At 64.4% G+C, this 19156-nt stretch carries 15 protein-coding genes, 1 other RNA gene and 2 pseudogenes; 5 read left to right on the forward strand and 13 right to left on the reverse strand.

What is annotated here, in order from left to right; translation table 11 throughout:
• Positions 1–181: 181 nt before the first annotated feature.
• Both KWO_RS21985 and KWO_RS21990 read right to left on the reverse strand, forming a co-directional pair.
• A complete protein-coding gene (locus KWO_RS21985; protein ID WP_010376419.1) occupies positions 182–1351 on the reverse strand; it encodes a glycerate kinase in 1170 nt (389 codons plus the stop codon).
• Positions 1352–1376: 25 nt separating this feature from the next.
• Positions 1377–2687, reverse strand: a complete 1311-nt coding sequence (locus KWO_RS21990) for an MFS transporter (protein ID WP_010376418.1) — start codon at positions 2685–2687, stop codon at positions 1377–1379.
• A gap of 195 nt (positions 2688–2882) precedes the next feature.
• On the opposite strand from KWO_RS21990, the gene KWO_RS21995 reads away from it, so the two are divergent.
• A non-coding RNA gene (locus KWO_RS21995) (sX9 sRNA) lies at positions 2883–2957 on the forward strand.
• A gap of 241 nt (positions 2958–3198) precedes the next feature.
• On the opposite strand, the gene KWO_RS22000 is transcribed toward KWO_RS21995, so the two are convergent.
• From KWO_RS22000 to KWO_RS22010, 3 genes are all read right to left on the reverse strand, one after another.
• On the reverse strand, positions 3199–4440 hold the full coding sequence (locus tag KWO_RS22000) for a dipeptidase (protein WP_026113125.1): 1242 nt from the start codon (positions 4438–4440) through the stop codon (positions 3199–3201).
• Between the two features lie 283 nt (positions 4441–4723).
• A complete protein-coding gene (locus KWO_RS22005) occupies positions 4724–5044 on the reverse strand; it encodes a hypothetical protein (protein WP_010364861.1) in 321 nt (106 codons plus the stop codon).
• Between the two features lie 118 nt (positions 5045–5162).
• The gene (locus tag KWO_RS22010) at positions 5163–6329 is read right to left on the reverse strand and encodes a class I SAM-dependent rRNA methyltransferase (protein ID WP_010376413.1); all 1167 of its coding nucleotides are present in this window, start codon (positions 6327–6329) and stop codon (positions 5163–5165) included.
• A gap of 322 nt (positions 6330–6651) precedes the next feature.
• On the opposite strand from KWO_RS22010, the gene KWO_RS22020 reads away from it, so the two are divergent.
• Both KWO_RS22020 and KWO_RS22025 read left to right on the forward strand, forming a co-directional pair.
• Entirely contained in the window at positions 6652–7608 is a 957-nt protein-coding gene (locus tag KWO_RS22020; protein WP_010376412.1) for a TerC family protein, read from the forward strand.
• A 337-nt stretch (positions 7609–7945) separates the two neighbouring features.
• Positions 7946–8731, forward strand: coding sequence for a rhomboid family intramembrane serine protease (locus KWO_RS22025; RefSeq protein ID WP_017112429.1), 786 nt, complete (start codon positions 7946–7948; stop codon positions 8729–8731).
• Positions 8732–8810: 79 nt separating this feature from the next.
• Here KWO_RS22025 and KWO_RS22030 read toward each other — a convergent pair whose 3' ends face one another.
• Positions 8811–9911, reverse strand: coding sequence for a glycerophosphodiester phosphodiesterase (locus KWO_RS22030; RefSeq protein WP_010376411.1), 1101 nt, complete (start codon positions 9909–9911; stop codon positions 8811–8813).
• Between the two features lie 247 nt (positions 9912–10158).
• The gene (locus tag KWO_RS22035) at positions 10159–12465 is read right to left on the reverse strand and encodes a TonB-dependent receptor (protein WP_026113124.1); all 2307 of its coding nucleotides are present in this window, start codon (positions 12463–12465) and stop codon (positions 10159–10161) included.
• Positions 12466–12655: 190 nt separating this feature from the next.
• Between KWO_RS22035 and KWO_RS22040 the strand changes: the two genes are divergently transcribed.
• Positions 12656–13513 carry an acid phosphatase gene (locus KWO_RS22040; protein WP_010364847.1) on the forward strand — a complete coding sequence of 286 codons (858 nt, stop codon included), beginning with the start codon at positions 12656–12658 and terminating at the stop codon, positions 13511–13513.
• 156 nt (positions 13514–13669) lie between these two features.
• Here KWO_RS22040 and mnmE read toward each other — a convergent pair whose 3' ends face one another.
• From mnmE to KWO_RS23625, 3 genes and pseudogenes are all read right to left on the reverse strand, one after another.
• Positions 13670–15010 (reverse strand): tRNA uridine-5-carboxymethylaminomethyl(34) synthesis GTPase MnmE, encoded by a 1341-nt coding sequence (gene mnmE, locus KWO_RS22045; RefSeq protein WP_010376408.1) that lies wholly within the window; start codon positions 15008–15010, stop codon positions 13670–13672.
• Positions 15011–15170: 160 nt separating this feature from the next.
• Positions 15171–15801: pseudogene (locus KWO_RS23620) on the reverse strand (tetratricopeptide repeat protein); the annotation flags it as partial.
• 71 nt (positions 15802–15872) lie between these two features.
• The gene (locus KWO_RS23625) at positions 15873–16121 is read right to left on the reverse strand and encodes a hypothetical protein (protein ID WP_227479786.1); all 249 of its coding nucleotides are present in this window, start codon (positions 16119–16121) and stop codon (positions 15873–15875) included.
• On the opposite strand from KWO_RS23625, the pseudogene KWO_RS23630 reads away from it, so the two are divergent.
• A pseudogene (locus KWO_RS23630) lies at positions 16041–16609 on the forward strand (hypothetical protein). The gene KWO_RS23625 and the pseudogene KWO_RS23630 overlap by 81 nt on opposite strands.
• On the opposite strand, the gene yidC reads toward KWO_RS23630, so the two are convergent.
• The 3 genes from yidC to rpmH are packed head-to-tail and all read right to left on the reverse strand — an operon-like array spanning position 16587 to position 18953.
• A complete protein-coding gene (yidC, locus tag KWO_RS22055; RefSeq protein WP_010364840.1) occupies positions 16587–18311 on the reverse strand; it encodes a membrane protein insertase YidC in 1725 nt (574 codons plus the stop codon). The pseudogene KWO_RS23630 and the gene yidC sit on opposite strands and share 23 nt — an antisense overlap.
• Positions 18312–18336: 25 nt before the next feature.
• Positions 18337–18774: a ribonuclease P protein component gene (gene rnpA, locus KWO_RS22060; protein ID WP_010376407.1), complete on the reverse strand. Its 438-nt coding sequence runs from the start codon at positions 18772–18774 to the stop codon at positions 18337–18339.
• A 38-nt stretch (positions 18775–18812) separates the two neighbouring features.
• Positions 18813–18953: a 50S ribosomal protein L34 gene (gene rpmH / locus KWO_RS22065; RefSeq protein ID WP_002805908.1), complete on the reverse strand. Its 141-nt coding sequence runs from the start codon at positions 18951–18953 to the stop codon at positions 18813–18815.
• Positions 18954–19156 lie beyond the last annotated feature (203 nt).

Below are 19156 nucleotides of genomic sequence, written 5' to 3' on the forward strand. Positions count from 1 at the left end.
TCGCCACGTGTGTGATTCGGCGTGCGCTGTGCTGCAGGTCTATGTCCCAGCGTGTCTGCGAACGGTGCTGACCTCCGTTGGCGTGGTGCGATTCGGCGTGCAGCGGGCACGCGCGCTGTCCAACAGGCTGCATCAGAACCGAGCGCATGCCCTCGCCGCTGATGCCACCGGCGCGCGGCCATCAGCACCCATCCACACCCGGCGGCAGCTGTGCCAACACCTGACCCACCTGCAACGTTGCCGCAACGTTGCGCGCGGCGATGCGCACGTTGCTGGCGGCGTCGGCCAATGCCTGTTCCAGCGTGCAGGCGCGATGCACCACCGCGAACATGGCATCGATGCCGTGGCCGTGCAGCAGCGCGGCGCCGTTGCCCAGGCAGCCGGCAATGGCGATCACCGGTTTGGCGTGCCGTTGCGCCACCCGCGCCACGCCGACCGGGGTCTTGCCGTGCAGGCTCTGGCTATCCAGACGACCTTCGCCGGTGATGATCAGATCGGCCTGGGCGACCAGTGCATCCAGCCCAAGCGCCTGCGCGACGATCTCCACGCCGGGCCGTAACTGCGCGCCCAGATACGCCACCAAGGCCGCGCCCAGCCCGCCGGCCGCACCGCCACCTGGCAGCGCGTGCAACCGCACGCCCAGGTCGCGCTCCAGCAGGTCGGCGTAGTGCTGCAGGTTGCTATCGAGCTGGCGCACCATAGCGGGGGTGGCGCCTTTCTGCGGGCCGAAGATCGCCGAGGCGCCGGTGGGACCGATCAGCGGGTTGTCCACATCGCAGGCCACTTCGAACTGGCAGTCCTGCAGCCGCACATCCATGCCCTCGGTGTCGATGCGCGCCAGCGCAGCCAGCGCGCCACCGCCCGGGCCGATCGCCTCGCCTTGCGCATCCAGCAGCCGCACGCCCAAGGCCTGCGCCATGCCGGCGCCGCCGTCGTTGGTGGCGCTGCCGCCGATGCCGATGATGAAGCGGCGTGCGCCGGCGTCCAATGCGGCCAGGATCAACTCACCTACGCCTGCGGTGCTGGTGTGCAGCGGCGCGCGCTCGGCCGGCGGCAGCAGCGCCAACCCGCTGGCGGCGGCCATTTCGATCACCGCGGTGCGGCCGTCGCCGGTCAGGCCGAAGAACGCCTGCACTGCGGTGCCGAGCGGACCGCTGACGGTGCAGGCGATCACCCGCCCGCCGGTGGCGGCAACCAGGGCATCGACCGTGCCTTCGCCGCCGTCGGCAACCGGCACCTTGCTGTAGTGCCAGTCGGGGAACACCTCGCGAAAGCCCGCCTCGATCTGCGTCGCCACTTCCAGCGCAGACAGGCTTTCCTTGTACGAATCGGGGGCAATGACGACCTTCATGGGGACACTCGCTTGGACGGACGCATCACTGGTTCACCGTGCGCGCAGGCACCCGCAGCACCAGCGCGGCGCCCAGCAGCATGGCGCTGGCCAGCACGTACAGCGCCAGCTCGGTGCTGTGGGTGGTGTCCTTGATCCAGCCCACCAGATAGGGGCTAACGAAGCCAGCGACCTGGCCGGTGGAATTGATCAGCGCCAGCCCACCGGCCGCGGCGGCGGCGGTGAGAAAGCCGTTGGTCAGCGGCCAGAACAGCGGCAAGCCGCTGACCGCCCCCATCGTGGCCAGGGTCATACCGAACAAGGCCAAGCCCAGGTTGTCGGTGACGCTGGCGGCGATGCACAGGCCGGCCGCGCCCATCAGCAACGGAATCACCAGATGCCAGCGACGCTCGCCGCGGCGGTCGGCCGAGCGGCCCATCAGCACCATGAACACTGCCGCCGCCAAGTACGGGATCGCGCTCATCAGACCGATGCGGACCGGGTCGGTGACGCCGCTGCCCTGGATGATCGAAGGTAGCCAGAAGTTGATCGCATACACCCCGCTCTGGATGCAGAAGTACACCGTGCCTAGCAGCCACACCGCCGGGTTGCGCAGCACCGCGCGCAGCGAGGTGGACGCACCGGCCGGCTTGCCTGCTTCGTCGTCGGCCAGTACGCGGGCCAAGGCCTGTTTTTCCTGCGGGTCCAGCCAGCTCGCCTGTTGCACGCCGTCGCTGAGCAGGAACCACACCCCGATGCCCAGCAGCACGGTCGGCAAACCTTGCAGCAGGAACATCCATTGCCAGCCGGCCAGCCCGCCCTGCCCGGCCGAAAAGTGGCCCAGGATCCAGCCGGACAACGGCCCGCCCAGCACCCCGGAGATCGGGATGGCCGACATGAAGACAGTCATGACCCGGCCGTGCCGGGCGCGCGGGAACCAGCGCGTCAGGTACAGCACGATGCCGGGGAAGAAGCCGGCCTCGGCCGCGCCGGTGAGCAGGCGCAGCGTGTAGAACCCGGCAGGCGTGCGCACGAACAGCAGGCAGGTGGACAGCAGGCCCCAGCTGACCATCATGATCGCCACCCAGCGCCGCGCGCCGATACGCTGCAGGATCAGATTACTGGGCACCCCGCAGGCCAGGTAACCGACGAAGAAAATGCCCGCGCCCAGCCCGTACACGGTTTCGCTCATGCCCAGCTCGCCCAGCATCTGCAGCTTGGCGAAGCCGACGTTGACCCGATCCAGGTAATTGAACAGATAGCAGACGAACAGGAACGGGATCAGCCGCCACAGGATCTTGCGGTAGGTCGGACCCATGCCATCGGGGGTCGGCAGGGGCCGGGTGGCTTGGGTCATCGCACGCTCCAGCAGTCAGTGGGCCAGCCGGCGCACAGTGCCTTGGCACCAGCACCACACAGGGGGTCGGCGCATTCTAGATTGAGCGTTTTTACGGAATCTTCGTTAGGGTGCCGCCCGTCCGTGGGCAAGCACGCGCCACTTTTTGTGCAAACGCCCAATGGCAGCGATCAGGCGGACGGTGCTCGGTGCGGCGTGTACCACGCGTCCGCTCCGGTCCCGGCGCCGTCCGCACTCACCTGGTCGACTGTTCGCAGCGTGTTGGTAGTCGCTCTACATTTCGGACCAGGCACGCGCGGCGTCTGCCGAACCGGAACACGCCCCAGTGATCGGCAGTTGGTGCACGGCTGGCGGATCGTGCGACGCAGACGCCCGCACCGCAACGCGCGGACGTCCCTCATACCGTCGGGTCCGATGCAGCATCCGGCAACACACCGGCGCACTGACCGCCGTGCGCTTGCGAATCTCGAACCACCACTGCCAAATCCCGGCACTAGTGCCGACTCCCTACTCACGATTCCCTATTCCCTGCCGCATACGCCTGCGCCTGGCCCATCACGCGCAGCAGATTGCCGCCCCAGATGCCGGCGATCTGCTGCTCGGTGTAGCCCTTGCGCAGCAACCACGCGGTGATGCGCGGCAGGTCGGAGACATCTTCCAGGCCCACCACCCCGCCACCGCCATCCCAATCCATGCCGATGCCCACGTGCTCGGGCCCGACCACGGCCAATAGGTGCTCAAGATGCGCGAAGAAATCCTCTTCGGTGGCGCGCTTAATCGGGTAGCGCGCATCCAGTTCCTTGAGCGCGGCGCTGAGCTTGGTGCCGTCGGCAATCTTGACGTGTTCCCAGCCGCCATGCTGGTCGGTGAGCGCTTTTTCGGCAGCCTTGCGCTCGGGGCTGGCGCCGCTGTCCACCAGATAGCCGCCGTAGGAATTGACCTGAATCATCCCGCCGTGCGCGGCCAGCACCTTCAAGCGTGCATCGTCGATATTGCGCGGGTGGTTGTAGACCGCATGCGCGCCGCTGTGCGAGAGCACGATCGGCACAGGCGACAGCGCAATCAACTGGTCGAACACCGCATCGGAGGCGTGCGATTGATCGATCACGATGCCCAGCGCCTGCGCCTGTTGCACCAGCTGTTTGCCGGCCGGGCTCAGGCCCTTCCACTCCGGCCCCATGGGGTCGGTGGCCGAGTCGGCGAACTCGTTGTTGAGAAAATGCACGGTGCTCATCAAGCGCAGCCCCTGCGCGTAATAGAAGCGCAGCAACGTAGGGTCGGCCACCAGCGGGCTGGCGTTTTCCATGCTGATGTACACCACGCGCTTGCCCGCGGCCTTGATGCGCGCGGCATCGGCCGGCGTGGTCGCCAACGCAAAGCGCTGCGGTTGCGCGGCCGCCAGCGTGTGGATCTTCAGCAAGCGCTGCAGACCAGCGTCGCGGTCGTCCAGATGCGCGGCCGCAGTGCGATTGCCCTGCCCGGTGTAGACCGCCCAGAACCCGCCATCCAGCGCGCCTTCGACCATGCGCGGGTAATCCACCTGCGACAGGCGGTTGCCGGCATGCGCCTGCAACACATCGAAGTCGGCGCGCTCCAGATTGGCTGGTGTGTCCAGATGCGAATCCAGCGTGACCAGACGGTGTTGCAGCGCGGTGGCGCGTGCCAGTTCGGCCTTGGAAAATTCCAGCGCGTGCGCGGGCAGCGCGGCCGCCAGCAACAACCCGACAGATAGCGAAAGCGAGCGCAGGTGCATGCGACCTCCCAGGCAGTGGGATGAGCCGATCATAGCGGCTGGCTGCACGCGCACTGCGGCCATACGTAGAACGCTGCAGCGCTGCGTTCGATCCGCACGGCGTGGCGTGCGATACGCGCACTGCAAGAGCAGTTCTGCGGCGATGCCGATGGCACGAGCATGCGCAATGCTGTCGAGCCACGCCGCAGCCGGCAACCACGGCGCGGGCAGCCGCCGGTCATCACGCATCGGTTTGGTCCGCCTGGCAGCCCAGCGCGCGAAGACCGCCACGCGCGCGTATCGCTCAGTCGTCCAGTTCAGCCAGTCGCGCGCGCACGCTGTCTACATCGATGTGTTCGCGCACATGCGGCCACTGCCGCGCCCACACCGAGCGGAACACGATCCACGCACCGAACACGCCCAGACAGGTCGACCCCAACGCCAGCAGCAACGGGTGCAGTGGCGAGCCGTCGCCGGTCTGGAACAAATACATGAAGGCGCCGGAAAACAGCAGCCACACCCCAAACACCGGCCAATTGCTGGCCAGCAGGCTGGCATTGGGCCGTTCGATCTCGCGCAGCAACCGGCGCAAGGCCTTGCGCTCGTCTTCGTCGCTGGAGGTCATCGGCTGCCGGCTCCTGGTTGGGTGTCTGCATTGAATCGACGCTTGCCGACGATGGCATCGCGCGGCGAAAGACGCTGCCTGCACTGCGGCAGACCGCGTCCTCCGCCGCGCAACACGGTTACACCACGCGGCAGAAAACGGCCTTCAAATAACGCGATTCCTGCACGTGGGCCATGAACGGGTGGTCCGGGCCGGCACCGGCCACTTTCAGGATCTGGATGGTGCGCCCGGAGAAATACGAGGCACGCCGCAGCATGTCCAAAAACTCCTGCTCGGCCACCAGGCCGGTGCACGAAAACGTGGCGAACAGGCCGCCGGGCTTGACCACGCCCAGCGCCAATTTATTCATGTCCAGATACTTCTTCAGCGCCGGAATCACCTGCTCGCGGTCGCGGGTCATCTTGGCCGGGTCCAGAATCACCACATCGAACTGGTCGCCACGATGAGAGGCATCGCGCAGCCACGGAAAGATGTCGGCCTGCACGAACTTGGGCCGCACGTTGTTGAGCTTGGCGTTGCCCTTGGCAATGGCGATGACGTCTTCGTCGATGTCCACGCCCAGCACTTCGGACGCACCGCGCGCGGCCGCATACACCGCAAACCCGCCGGTGTTGCAGCACAGGTCCAGCACGGTCTTGCCTGCCACTTGCTCGCTCAGCCACTGCCGGTTGTCGCGCTGGTCGGCGAAGAAGCCGGTCTTGTGCGCACCGGCCGGGTCGGCGCGGAACTTGATGCCGTGCTCGGTGATTACCGCCGCTTCGGTGGTGGTGTTGCTGTGGAAATCGAAGCTTTCCTGCTTCTGCACGTGTTCGTCGGCAAAGCTGTGGAAGCGGCAGCCCGGGAACTGTTCGCGCAGCGCTTCGTAGATCCATTCGCGGTGACGGAACATGCCGGCGGCGAAGAACTCCACCACCACCAGGTCGCCGTAGCGGTCCACCACCAGGCCGGACAGGCCGTCGCCTTCGCTATGCACCACGCGCCAGGCGTCGGACACGCCGTCGAGCTTGAGCCAATCGCGGCGCAGGCTCACTGCCGCGGCGATCTTGCGCGAAAACCAGCCCGCATCCACCGGCACCGACTGGTTGGTTTCCAGGATGCGCACGGCAATGCGCGAATGCCCGTTGTAGAAGCCGCGGCCGATCCACTCCCCGTCAACGCCGACCACATCGACGATGGTGCCGGGCTTGGGCTTGGCGGCGGGCTTTTCCACCAGCTTCTGGAAGATCCACGGGTGGCTGGAGCGCCAGGCATTCTTGAGACGGACGACGGGGACTGGAGTATTCATCCGCCCATTGTATCCGGCTGGATTGACGTGCCTGCGCCGGGCACGCAGAATCGGGCCTAGAAGGGGAGTAGCTCCCAGGAATGAATGGCAGGACGTCGCGAGCAATCGCGCAGTTGGTTCTGTTGGTCGTTCCAGCGTTGTCGCCGTCATTACGAGCCCTGTCACGCAGGCGCTCCGGTGCAACGGCAACCGGCCCAGCCGGTTGCGAGCAAGACCTTCGCCGCGCAGGCGAAGGTCCGTTACCCGGAATCCACGATTACCGTGTCACAAGGCCTCAGCCCAACCGGCTGTCCAGGTCGCTTTCACTTTTTTCGGGATTCTTATGCAAACCATTGGCAATGTCTGGTTATGGGGTGGCTTTGCGGTCGTGGTGATCGTGGCGCTGATGGTCGATCTGGTGCTGATGCGCCATGGCGGCGCCCACAAGGTCACGTTCAAGGAAGCCACCTGGTGGAGCATCGGCTGGGTGCTGCTGGCGTTGGCCTTCAATGCCGGGCTGTGGTGGTACCTGCAGGGCACCGCGGGCGACGCGCAGGCCGACCAGATCGGGCTGCAGTTCCTCACCGGCTACCTGGTGGAAAAGTCTCTGGCGGTCGACAACATCTTCGTGTTCCTGATGGTGATTACCTACTTCGGCGTGCCCGAAGAACAGCGCCAGCGCGTACTGATCATCGGTGTGCTGGGTGCGATTGTCCTGCGCGCGATCATGATCTTTGCCGGCTCGATGCTGCTGGCCAAGTTCCATTGGCTGCTCTACGTGTTCGGCGCGTTCCTGCTGCTGACCGGGATCAAGATGTGGTTCTCGGCCGGCAAGGAGCCAGACCTGGAGAGCAACCCGGTGCTGCGCTGGATGCGCAGCCACCTGCGCCTGAGCCCGCAGTACCACGGCAACCTGCTCAGCGTGATCAAGGACAGCAAGCGCTGGTTTACCCCGCTGTTCGTGGTGCTGATCCTGATTGCGGTGATCGATGTAATCTTCGCGGTGGACAGCATCCCGGCGATCTTCGCGATCACCACCGACCCGTTCATCGTGCTCACCTCCAACGTGTTCGCGGTGCTGGGCCTGCGCGCGATGTTCTTCCTGCTGGCCGGCATGGCCGACCGCTTCCACCTGTTGCCGTACGGCCTGGCGGTGATTCTGGTGTTCATCGGCACCAAGATGATGATCATCGATCTGTACAAGATTCCGGTCCTGGTGTCGCTGGCCGTCGTGGTGACGATCCTGGTCGCCACCATCGTGCTGAGCCTGCTGCGCCCGCCCAAGTCCGCCGGGCACTGAGGGGCTGGGATTGGTGGTTCCGGATTCGTGGTTGGTCGCGGCGGGTAGATGGGGGGCTTGCCGCAATCTCCGGATGAAACACAGGGCTCACTGCTGTCATGTGTGGCAGCCGTGGGCGCCTTCTGCGTTGCGTGTTGATTGCTGGCTTCGGTCGCTCCGCCCACTTCCGCGGAGCATTTGGCATTGGCGACTGACGCGGCCAGGGGCACGCGTCGCTAACTGCACGGTGCGGCGCAGGTGAGTGCACGGATGATCTACGGATTGTCCCGCCGCCGGATCCGGTTATCCCACGCAAACGGGGCTTGCAAAGGCAAAACCACGCCGCCATCCGTTATGCATGACAACGCATTCTCTCGCTCCCGATATCGCCACGCAGAACCGCCTGGATCGTTCTCGGGTGCTGCGTGCCTTCAACGTCAGCCTGGCCGCCGTGCTGCTACTGGTGGCGGTGTTCACCGCCCAGGGCATGTTCGACTGGCGGGCCTGGGCGGTGGCGCCGCTGCAGGCGGACGGCCTGCTCGGCATCCTCACCGCACCGCTACTGCATGGCTCGCTTGCGCACCTGGGTGCCAACGCCGCCGCGTTGTTGATCCTGGGCACGCTGGCCGGCAGCGTGTACCCACGCGCCACGGTCATGGCACTGCCGCTGTTGTGGCTGGGCTCGGGCCTGGGCGCATGGCTACTGGGTGAGCCGGGCAGCCGGCATCTGGGCGCCAGCGGCGTGACCCACGGCTTGATGTTTTTGGTGTTCGTGCTCGGTCTGCTACGCCGCGACCGCCCGGCGATCGCCACCAGCATGATCGCCTTCCTGTTCTACGGCGGCATGTTGATGACCATCCTGCCGCACGAAGCCGGGGTGTCCTGGCAATCGCATCTGGGCGGTGCGGTGGCCGGGCTGATCGCCGCGCTGCTGCTGCGCCTGCGCGACCCGCAACAGGCAAAGCCGCGCTACAGCTGGGAAGACGAGGATGAAGACGCCGCCTGGGAAGTGAGCAACGCTGAGCATGCAATGCTGGAACCACCGCCGCCGCGTCAGGTACCGGTGCTGTGGCAACGCCAGGACGACGGCTCGCAGAGCGTGGTGCTGCATTTCCCGCCGCGTGAACGACCCCCTGGGACGTAGGAGCGCGCTAGCGCGCGATGAGGCGTTATCGGTACGCTTCATCGCGCGCTAGCACGCTCTTATCAGACCGCATGTGCGTTTAACGCGTTGCATGCTCGTTCAATGCACGCCGCGCAAGGCCCGGGTCGTCGGCGAAGAACGCATCGATGCCGGCATCCAGATACGCCTTCAGCTCGGCCAGTGCGCCAGCGTCGTTGCGCTCGGTCACCGCACCGCTGCTGCGGTTGTCGGCGGACAGAAAATAATTTTCCGGACGGAAGGTATAGGGCTGCACCTGCAGCCGGGCCGCATGTGCGTCGCGCACCAGGCTGGTGGGCGTGCCCAGGCGCTGCTGCGCATCCAGCGGAATGATGCTGCGGATGTCGGGGCCGATCGCATCGGCATATGTGGCGACCTGCTTCAGGCCGTCGGGCGTGATCATCTGACCGTAGGTCTTCGGCGCATTGGCTGTGCCGGCATCGGGCAGCGCCGTCTGTGCGCTACCGAGCAACTGCAGCAGACGGATGTTGCTGCTGCGCCCGATCTTGCTACGTAGATAGCGCAGATTGTTGGTCTCGAACGATTGGATGATCACCGGCGCAGTCTGTGTGTAGGCATGCGCATGCAAGGTGGCCAACACTTTGTCTTCCATCGGCAGGCCAAGCGCCTTGAAGTAAGTCGGGTGCTTGATTTCCGGAATCAGACCGATGCTGCGCCCGGTCGCCGCCGATTCCGCGGCGACGAAATCGATGATCTCATCGAAGGTGACGATCTGAAACTTCCCATCCCAGCGCGTGCCGCGCAGCTGCGGCAGCCGTTCGCGCGCACGTAGCGTCTTCAACTCGGCCAGGCTGAAATCTTCGGTAAACCAGCCTTCCATCGCCTGACCGTCGATGGTCTTGCGCGTCCTGCGCGCAGCGAACTCCGGGTGGCTCGCCACATCGGTGGTGCCGCCGATCTCGTTCTCATGCCGCGCGATGGGTACGCCATCTTTAGTCGACACCAAATCCGGCTCGACGAAATCGGCGCCATCGACAATGGCTTTGGCGTACGAGGCCAAGGTGTGTTCGGGGCGCAGCGCACTGGCACCACGGTGCGCAAAGATCTGCACTGTCTTCGCCAGCGGTGCTTCGGCAGCTGCCGGGCCGCTCATGCCAACCATCATCGCTCCCACCAGCCAGATACGACCGAACTGCATCATGCATCTCTCCAACGAAAAACAGTTACCGAATCGACGCATGACCGCCAGGCGAGTCTGGTTGATAAGCGGCGCGGAAGTACGGTTGTACATCCCGGTTCCACTGCATCGCCCGCACCCCTCGGAAAAATCACTCGCGACGTCTTGCTTAGCCAGCCTAAAACTGTCTACGTCCATCGAAACCGGAAATCGGTAAGCAACCGCAAGACCGGCTCTTACGATTCCCCAATCCCGAACCCGATTCCCGTCCTCAGAACTTGGCATCCAACGTCAAAAACACCTGACGCGGCGCACTGGCATGGAACGCCAGCTGACGCCCGTTCGGGTCGGTGTTGGCGAACGCGGTGAGGTTGGAGGCGTAACGCTTGTTGGTGAGGTTGGTGACGTTGAGCGAGAGCTTGAGCGCCTGCAGCACGCCGACCTGGCCAAACGCGTACCCGGCGCCGGCATCAAACGCGGTGTAGCCGCCAAAGCCCTGATCGTTGGTGTAGGTGTAATAACGCTGGCCGGTGTACTTGCCACGCAGGTTGACGTTCCAGTTCGCGTAGTTGAAGGCGATTTCGCTGGCGAACATACGCTTGGGTGTATCCACCGTGTACTTGCCGGCGGTGGCAATGGTCACGCCATTCTGCACGTAGTTGTCGTCATAGGTCGAACGGTTGATCGATGCCGAGTTGTACCACTGCAGGTAGCTGGTCGGCTTCCAGATCACCGTCAGTTCGCCGCCGCGGCTGCTCACCGAACCCACGTTGAAGAAACGCGTGGTGCACGCCGGCGTGGTGCCCTGCTGGATGCTGGCGCACGGGTTGAGCGAGAGCAGCCGGTTGTCGAAAGTGACGTCGTAACCGACCAGCGAGGCTTCGAAGCGATCGCGGACGAAGCGATAGCCTGCTTCCAGCGTGCGCGATTTTTCCGGCTCCAATGCACCGACGCTGGCATCGAACGACGCCTGGGTCACAAGCAACGGACCACCGGCGCCGCCACCCTGGAACGCGGCGATGTTTTCCGCATAGGACGCGAACACTTCCTGGCCTTCGGCGAGGCGATAGCCCAAGCCGATCTGCGGCAACACCGATTCGCTGGCCTTGAGCGAGCCGGTTGCTACCGGCGCTTCCACCGCCACGCCCGGCGTTTCGCGCGCGGTCATTTCGGTGCTCGGGCTCTTGATGCCCAGATCCAGGCTCAGGCGCTCATCGAGAAACTTGAAGTTGCCCTGCACATAGAACTGGCGCGTGGTGATGACGTAGTTTTGCGAGAACAAGCGACGGTTGGGATTCTGCAGGAACTTGTCGTCGCTGACCGGGCCGGTAATCCAGTAGAAGTTGCGCTCCACATCATGGTGATTGCGCTCGTACCACAGGCCGGCTTCCAGATGATGCGGGCCCAACTGCCAACCGAGCGAGGCGATGCCGCCGGTGCGGTTGATCCAGTAATTGGTGCTGCGGATCGAGATCGGCAATGCCTCCGGCGTTCCCGGATTGGACGCCTGTCCCGGCGACCACCAGTGGCCCTGGCCCTTGTTTTCATGGTGATAGACCTGGGTATGCAGGCTAATCGCATCGTTGGGCTGGAAGTCGCCAGCCACATAGAACAGGTCGTCGTCTCGCAACGCGCGGCTCTGGTAATACGCATCGTCAACGTTGTCGACGCCGCCGCTGAAACCGCAACGCGCGGCATTGCGCGTGGCCGGCGCGCAATACGCTGCGGCCAGGGCACGGTTCCAATCCGGCGCGTACAGATTCCAGTCCCAACCCAGGCCACGTGCCATGCCGCTCTTGGACAGGTACGCGTAGTCGGCCTGCGATGTGCGCGAAGTATCGGCAAACGCAGTCAGCTTGCCGCCATCGAACTGGTACACGCCTTTGGCGTTGAACTGCCGCGTGGTGGTCGGCGATTCCGGGCGTGCCCACATATCGGCTTGGGCGTTGATGCCCGACAGATACGCGGAAAACCCGTTGTAATCGCCGGTATCCACACGCAGGAAGGTGCGGCGATTGGCATCGGAGCCCACCGTCTGCGACACCCGCCCGCCAAACACGCTGGACGGATCAGCCGAGTAATACTGGATGGTGCCGCCCAGGTTGCTGGTGGAGGCAGTGCCCAGCGCACCAATGCCCGAGGCCAGCTCCACGCCGCCGAAATTTTCCGCGATCAATGCGCGGCTGATGTTGAGGCCGTTGTAATTGCCGTAGGCGTTGTCGCCCAGTGGCAGGCCATCCAGCGTATAGCCCAGGCGCGTGCCGTTGAAGCCGCGCAGGCTGATCGTCTGCGACTCTTCGTTGGCACCGAACGCATCATTGGATTGCACGTCTACGCCCGGCATGCGGTTGAGCAGCTTCTGGATGCTGGTGCCCGGCGGCAACACCGGAATGTCTTGCTGGGTGATGCGCTGCACCTGACGCGTTTCGCCCTGGCCGATCACCGACACCGTATCGAGTTGCTGGACGACCGCACCGGTATCGGCAGACACGTCGAGGTCGGCAGCGTAGGCGGCAGGCGCGAGCATAAGCACGAGCACAGCGAGAACGGCGGCACTTAACTGATGGGTCTTGGGCATGAGCGGCGCTGGCGACGAGTCAAAAGATGGCGGCAAGCGTGCGACAGTTGTCTTGCGTCGATGCGACCGCGAAATGACAGTGCGACGACACCGGGTTTGCATCCCTCGCCATTGCTGCGTTGCGCTGGCATGCAGGTGTCATCTATGCGTCGTAATCTGCGAGCTCTTCCATTCGTTGTCTGAGGTTGCTATGTCGCAGCGCATTGCGTGCCACTCTCATCGGACGCTGGTCAGCGTTGCCATCGCCGCACTGTTGATCGGCAGCGGCATCGCGAGTGCACGCGACAAGGCAGCCTCGAAAGATTCGGTGCTCGCCACCGACGCGCATGGGTACCTAGAGAAACACCAACTGCCCGACAGCCTGCAGCTGGTGCCACCGCCACCGCAGGACGGTAGCGCCGCGCTTGCCAACGACGAGGCAGTTTCCAAGGCCATGCTCTCCCTGCGCGGCACACCGCGCTGGGAGCTGGCCGCACAGGACGCAGTGCTGAGCTTTCCGGCCGCGGCCACGCATTTCAGCTGCGCACTCGGCGTACAAATCGACCAGACCGGTACCCCACATCTGATGCAGTTGCTCGAACGCAGCATGCGCGATGCCAGCACCGCCACCAGCGCCGCCAAGGCACGCTACCAACGCCCGCGTCCGTTCATGCGCAACGAGCAACCGACGTGCAGCCCGGACGATGACGCCGCCCTGCGCAAGAACGGCTCCTACCCCTCGGGCCATACCGCCATCGGCTGGACCTGGGGCCTGATCCTGTCGGAAATCGCCCCCGCCCACCGCGACGCCCTGCTCGCCCGCGGCCGTGCCTTCGGCGACAGCCGCCTGGTCTGCAACGTCCACTGGCAGAGCGATGTCACCCAGGGCCGCATGGTGGGCGCCGCCACCGTCGCCGCCTTGCACGGCAACCCTGCATTCGAAAAAGACCTAGCCACCGCACGCGCCGAGATTGAGAAAGCACAGGCAAAGCCGCCAACGGCATCTGCGGCGGCTGCATGTAATGCGGAAAGCGAAGCGCTGAAGACGGTGTTGCCTGGTGTGATGTAGCTCAGAATAGGCGAGCGTCTGTGCGCACTCAGACGATAAGCACCAGATGCCGTCAGCAGTGCTAACGACGCGGGTGGTATACCAAGCGAATGCACACTTGTGCGCGGGCTAACTCTGAGAACCTCAGCGCGTACCAACGCGCTGGGCACCGCCGCATCACTTACCGATACAAAAACTCGAAAAGATCTTGCCGAGCAAATCATCGGCGCTGATTTTGCCGGTGATCTCACCAAGCGCCTCGTGTGCCAGGCGCAGTTCTTCGGCTGCCAGTTCGAGTTGTTCGAAGCCTAGTTCCAGATCGGCGATGTCCACGTGTTGTTCGGCGCGACGCAGCGCTTCGACGTGGCGCGTGCGGGCGAAGAATTCGCCATCGACGCTTTCCACGCCATCGCCGAGCGCAAGCTCACGCAGGCGGATGTGCAATTGCTCAAGTCCTTGCCCAGTCACCGCCGAGACGACGATCGCATTGGCATCGAGCGGCACGGCATCGCTGAGCAGATCGCATTTGTTATGGATCCACAGCTGACGCGGTACGGCATCGATGGCATCACCAATCGCCTCGCGTGCCGCCTGTGGGTCGCGTGCATCGAGCACCACCAACGCCAGATCGGCCCGCTCCAATTCGGCGCGGGCGCGACGCATACCTTCGCGTTCGATCGCATCGCCGCCCTCGCGCAGGCCGGCGGTATCGACCAGGGTCAGCTCGAAGCCGTCGAGCTGGATGGCTTCGTGCAAGGTGTCGCGGGTGGTGCCGGCGACATCGGTGACGATTGCGCGATCGCTACCGGCGAGCGCATTGAGCAACGAACTCTTGCCGGCGTTGGGCGGGCCGATCAACACCGCATGCAGGCCGTCGCGTAACTTGCGTCCGCGTTCGGCATCGCGCAGCAACTGGGCAAGCAAAGTGCGCGCCTGGGTCAAGCCGTCGCGTACCTGGTTGCCGCCCAAGGTGTCCAGCGGCTCGTCGGCAAAATCGATGGCCGCTTCCACATGGATACGCAGGCGGGTCAGGGTGTCCGCCACCGCATCGACCCGTCGCGAAAACACCCCGTCCAGTGCGCGCCGCGCGGCGCGGGCCGCCCGCAGGTCGCCGGCTGCGATCAGGTCGGCGATCGCTTCGGCCTGCGCAAGATCGAGCTTGCCGTTGAGAAATGCGCGTTCGCTGAATTCACCGGCACGTGCCTGACGTGCACCCAGTTCGATGCAACGGGCAACCAGTTGCCGCAACAGCACCGGGCTGCCATGGCCTTGCAACTCGACGACGTCTTCGCCGGTAAAGCTATGCGGCGCGTTGAACCACAGCGCGATGCCGTCATCGACCACCGCGCCCTGCGCATCGCGGAAGCGCGCGTAGTGTGCATGCCGCGGTTGCAGACGCGCGATGCCCAGTTGCGCTACAATCTGCACCGACTGCGGCCCGGACAAACGCACGATGCCCACGCCACCGATTCCGGCAGCACTGGCGATGGCAACAATGGTCGAACTGGAAGACGACATGGGCACGGCTCTAACGTGGATTGAAGAAGGACACCTGGATTGTAAACGGCGCCGCCCGCCGCGCCGAACGACTTGTCTGCCGGTCTTTGGGATCGCCTACCTGTTCCGGCAATCGCGGTGTCCTGGCGTCTGCATGCAACATCTTGTCGGCCAGCTTGCATCACAGCGATTGCAACTGCGCACGCGCCTGCGCCGCGCCACTGCCTTGCGGCTGCAATTCCAGATACGTCGAATAGGCCTTGCATGCCTTGTCGGGATCGCCGGCTTTTGCATATGCATCGCCAAGATTGAGATAAGCCGCCGCGCGCGATGGATCGATCTTCAAGGTGTTCTCCAGCCAGCGCGCAGCTTCGGCGAAGCACTCCTGGCGTATACACACAGCCCAGGTTATTGGCTGCCAGCGCGAAATCCGGGCGCAGCTTCAGCGCATCGGCAAATTGCTCAGCCGCATCGGCGTAGCGCTTTTCCTTGTACAACTGCAGGCCGCGTTCGTTGGCCAATTGTGCGCGTTGGCGGTCGCTGCTCTTCACTGCGGTGGGTAACGCCAGCGTGGCTTCGCCACCTTGCAGGGTTTTTACCGTGACCGGCGCTGTAGCCGCTGTCGCACCGGCTACGGCCGGCGCAGGACGCGCGGCATCTACGCGTCCGTTAAGCGCAATCGCATCAGCCGACAACTACGCGGTATCTGCAGTGAGAAATTCTTCTCCGCTTGAAACCTGGAACACGAACTCGCCGCCTTGCGAGCTCGGCAGGCTGGCCGGTATCTGCGCCGAGACTGCCGACACCGCAGGCCCACCACACCGTGATCGCGCAGGATGTTTTCGCGCGTGTACAGCGTACGCAGATGGGTCACGTCGTCGTCCTACTTCTCGCGCTTGGGCACGATGGCGCGGCTGCAATCGAAGCGGCTGAAGATCTGCGTCAGCTCCTTGTTGTAGCTGCGCTCGATCTCGTCCAGTGCCTCCAGATCCTCACCGATACGCTGGTAGAGTTTCACCGTCGGCAATGCGGAGTCGCGGCCGATGCGCGCATGCAGATCGCGCAACACTTCGGCAAACGCCAGGCGGTCGGCATCGAACAGATCCGGTGCCGATTCCACCTCGTCCAGCACTGCAGCAATCGTCGCGAACCGGCTTGCCTCCTTGGAAGCCAGAACGGTGTCGAACGACGCGGCGCTGCGTTCGCGCTGCTCGAGATTTTCGTGGAACAGCTGCTATTCCAGGCTGCTGGAAGTGGCACGATTGCGTGGGGTCTGTTTGTCCTCATCGGCCAGCAGCACGATGATGCGGCGGTGCCGATCCAGCTATTCGCGCAGTTGCGCGATCAACGCCTGCGCAGCGTCGCCGGTCTTGTCGGCCTGCGTGACTGCGGTCGTTGCAGCAGGGGATTTCGCAGTTGATGCGGCATCGCTCGCGTCATGCTTTCCACAGCCGGCCAGCGCCAGCACTCCCACGCAACTTGCGCACAGCAACAGGCGATGCAACGGCGATGTGGTCACGACGGCGTCCTTGGCGAAAGAGACAACAGAGACAGGCTGACATGCAGAAAGCCCGCCTTGCGGCGGGCCTTCTTCAACTTACTTGGCGTTGGCCTGGATGATCTTGCTCGGCTTCTCGCCGTGCTGGCGGATCATCCACCACTGGATCAACAAGCCCAGCCCGCCGTTGACCACCCAGTACAGCACCAGACCGGCCGGCATGAAAGCCATCATGACGCCGAACACCAGCGGCATGAACTGCATCATCTTGGCCTGCATCGGGTCCATGCCCGGGGTTGGGGTCAGCTTCTGCGTGGCCCACATGATCGAAATGTTCAAAAGCGGCAGGATGAAGTAAGGGTCGCGCGCGGTCAGGTCCTGAATCCAGCCCAGCCACGGCGCCTGACGCAGTTCTACCGACTCCACCAGCACCCAGTACAGCGCAAAGAAGATCGGCATCTGGATCAACAGCGGCAGGCAGCCGCCCATCGGGTTGATCTTTTCCTTCTTGAACAGCTCCATCGTCGCCTGCTGATACTTGACGCGATCGTCGCCGTAGCGCTCCTTGAGCTGCGCCAGACGCGGCTGGAAGCGGCGCATCTTGGCACCGGACTTGTACTGCGCCGCCGACAGCGGATACAGCGCCAGACGCAGCAGCACCACCAGGCCGATGATGGCCCAGCCCCAGTTGTGCAGGAAGCTGTGCAGATGGCTCAGTACCCAGAATAGGCCCTGGCCGATGATGGCCATGATCGAGAAGCGGCTGTAATCGACCACACGGTCCAGACCCTTCACGTCTTCCTTGGCTATCAGGCCGACCAGCTTCGGGCCCACCCACAGGCGCGCTTCGGTGCTGGCAGTCTGGCCCGGCGCCACGGTGAAGGCCGGGCCGCGCAGTTCGGCCACGTCACGCGGGCCGTCCTGGTTCAGCACGTAGAGCGAGGCTTGATCTTTCTGCGGAATCCATGCGGTGAAGAAATGGTGCTGCAGCAGCGCCATCCAGCCACCGGTGATCTGGCGATTCAGGCCACCGTCGTTCATGTAGTCCTTGAACGCACGGCGCTCATAGCCTTCCTGCGGGCTATACCAGGTCGCACCGTTGAAGCTGAAGGAGTCCGGATTGGTCATGCCACGGCTGAGGATGGTCGGCACCCGGCTCAGCTTGCGGAAGACGTAGCCGTTCCACGGCGCGCCGCTCTTGTTGATCACTTCATCCTTGATCGAAATCGCATAGCGGCCACGCTCCAGGGTAAAGGTGCGGCGGATCGATACGCCGTTGGGGCCATTCCACACGAACGGCACCACCAGCGTGTCCTGGCCCTTGGCCAGTTCGAACGCGGTACCCGGCTGCTCGGCGCGGAAGCCGCCCACGCCCGGCACCGGCGAATGCTCGCTGGCCCAGCCACTGGTCGCGTTGTACGGGTGCGCAGCGTCTTCGGTCAGCAGGCTGACCGGCGCGGTGCCGTCCTTGGTCTGCGGAAACTGCAGCAGTTCGGCGTCGAGCACGCTGCGGCCATCCAGCTTCAGGCGCAGCACGTCCGAGGTCAGGGTCACCACCGGTGCGGCGCCTGCAGCAGCCGGTGTCGCACCGGTGGTGCTGGTCGCCGGGACGGTACCCGGCGCGCCGGCCTGCGGAATCGCCTGAGCAGCGGGTACATTGGCCGCGCTCGGCGTTGTCGCATCCAGATCACGTGCCGCCGGCACCGACTGCGTCGCCGCCGCAACGGGCGCATTGGCAGCCGCTTTTTCTTTGCCCCATTCCATCCACAGCAGCGCCGCGACCATCAGCCAGGCAAAAATCAGGAAAACACGGGTCTGGTTCATCGGGCAGCAACTCGCTCAGTCGGAACTACAGTTCCGGCTCTGTCGGGGAAAGGGAGGATGGGTGCATCGTCCTGGCGGGCGGCATTGTGCCGGGCGCAGCAGGCAGGGGCAATGCGCCGACACGGCGCAGCAGACGCACGAAGGCGTCGCGAATCTGCGGATTGGTCGCTTTTGCAGCTGCCGAGCGCGCCACGATGACGTAATCGCCACCGGCCAACTCAGGCAACAGATGCCGCATGGCATCGCGCAACACACGTTTGATGCGGTTACGTCCCACCGCGCGCGTATCGACCTTGCGCGACACCGCCATGCCCAGGCGCGGCGGCGTATCGCCAATGCGCCAGTGCAGGCTCAGGAGCGGATCCGAGGTGCGGCGTGCGTTATCGAAAACAACCGTATATTGCGCACGCGTACGAACCCGCGCAGAGCGAGGAAATCGCCTGCACGGGTTCGATACGTTCACGGTAAGGACTGCCTCGGCCGCAGGGAGCGGCGCGGCAATCAAGCGCTCAGGCGCTTGCGGCCCTTGGCGCGGCGGCGAGCCAGGATCTTGCGGCCGTCGGCGGTTGCCATACGTGCGCGGAAACCATGGTCGCGTGCTCGCTTGAGGTTGCTGGGTTGGAAAGTACGCTTGGTGGCCATGGGGCCCTCTGCATGAAGGGAGACGAATAGAACCGGCAATTCTATAGGTCCACTACAGCCCGGGTCAACACCCCGCAGGCGTTACCGCGAGTGGGAATAACCACCGCCTGTGGATGGACCTGTGAATAACTCTGGGAAAACCGCGTCTCCGGTGCTAGTCTGCCCCATCCTCTTTTCACTACCGGGCTGCGTGCACGGCGCTT

This window comes from Xanthomonas vasicola pv. musacearum NCPPB 4379, assembly GCF_000277895.2.
Taxonomy (GTDB): Bacteria; Pseudomonadota; Gammaproteobacteria; order Xanthomonadales; family Xanthomonadaceae; genus Xanthomonas; species Xanthomonas vasicola.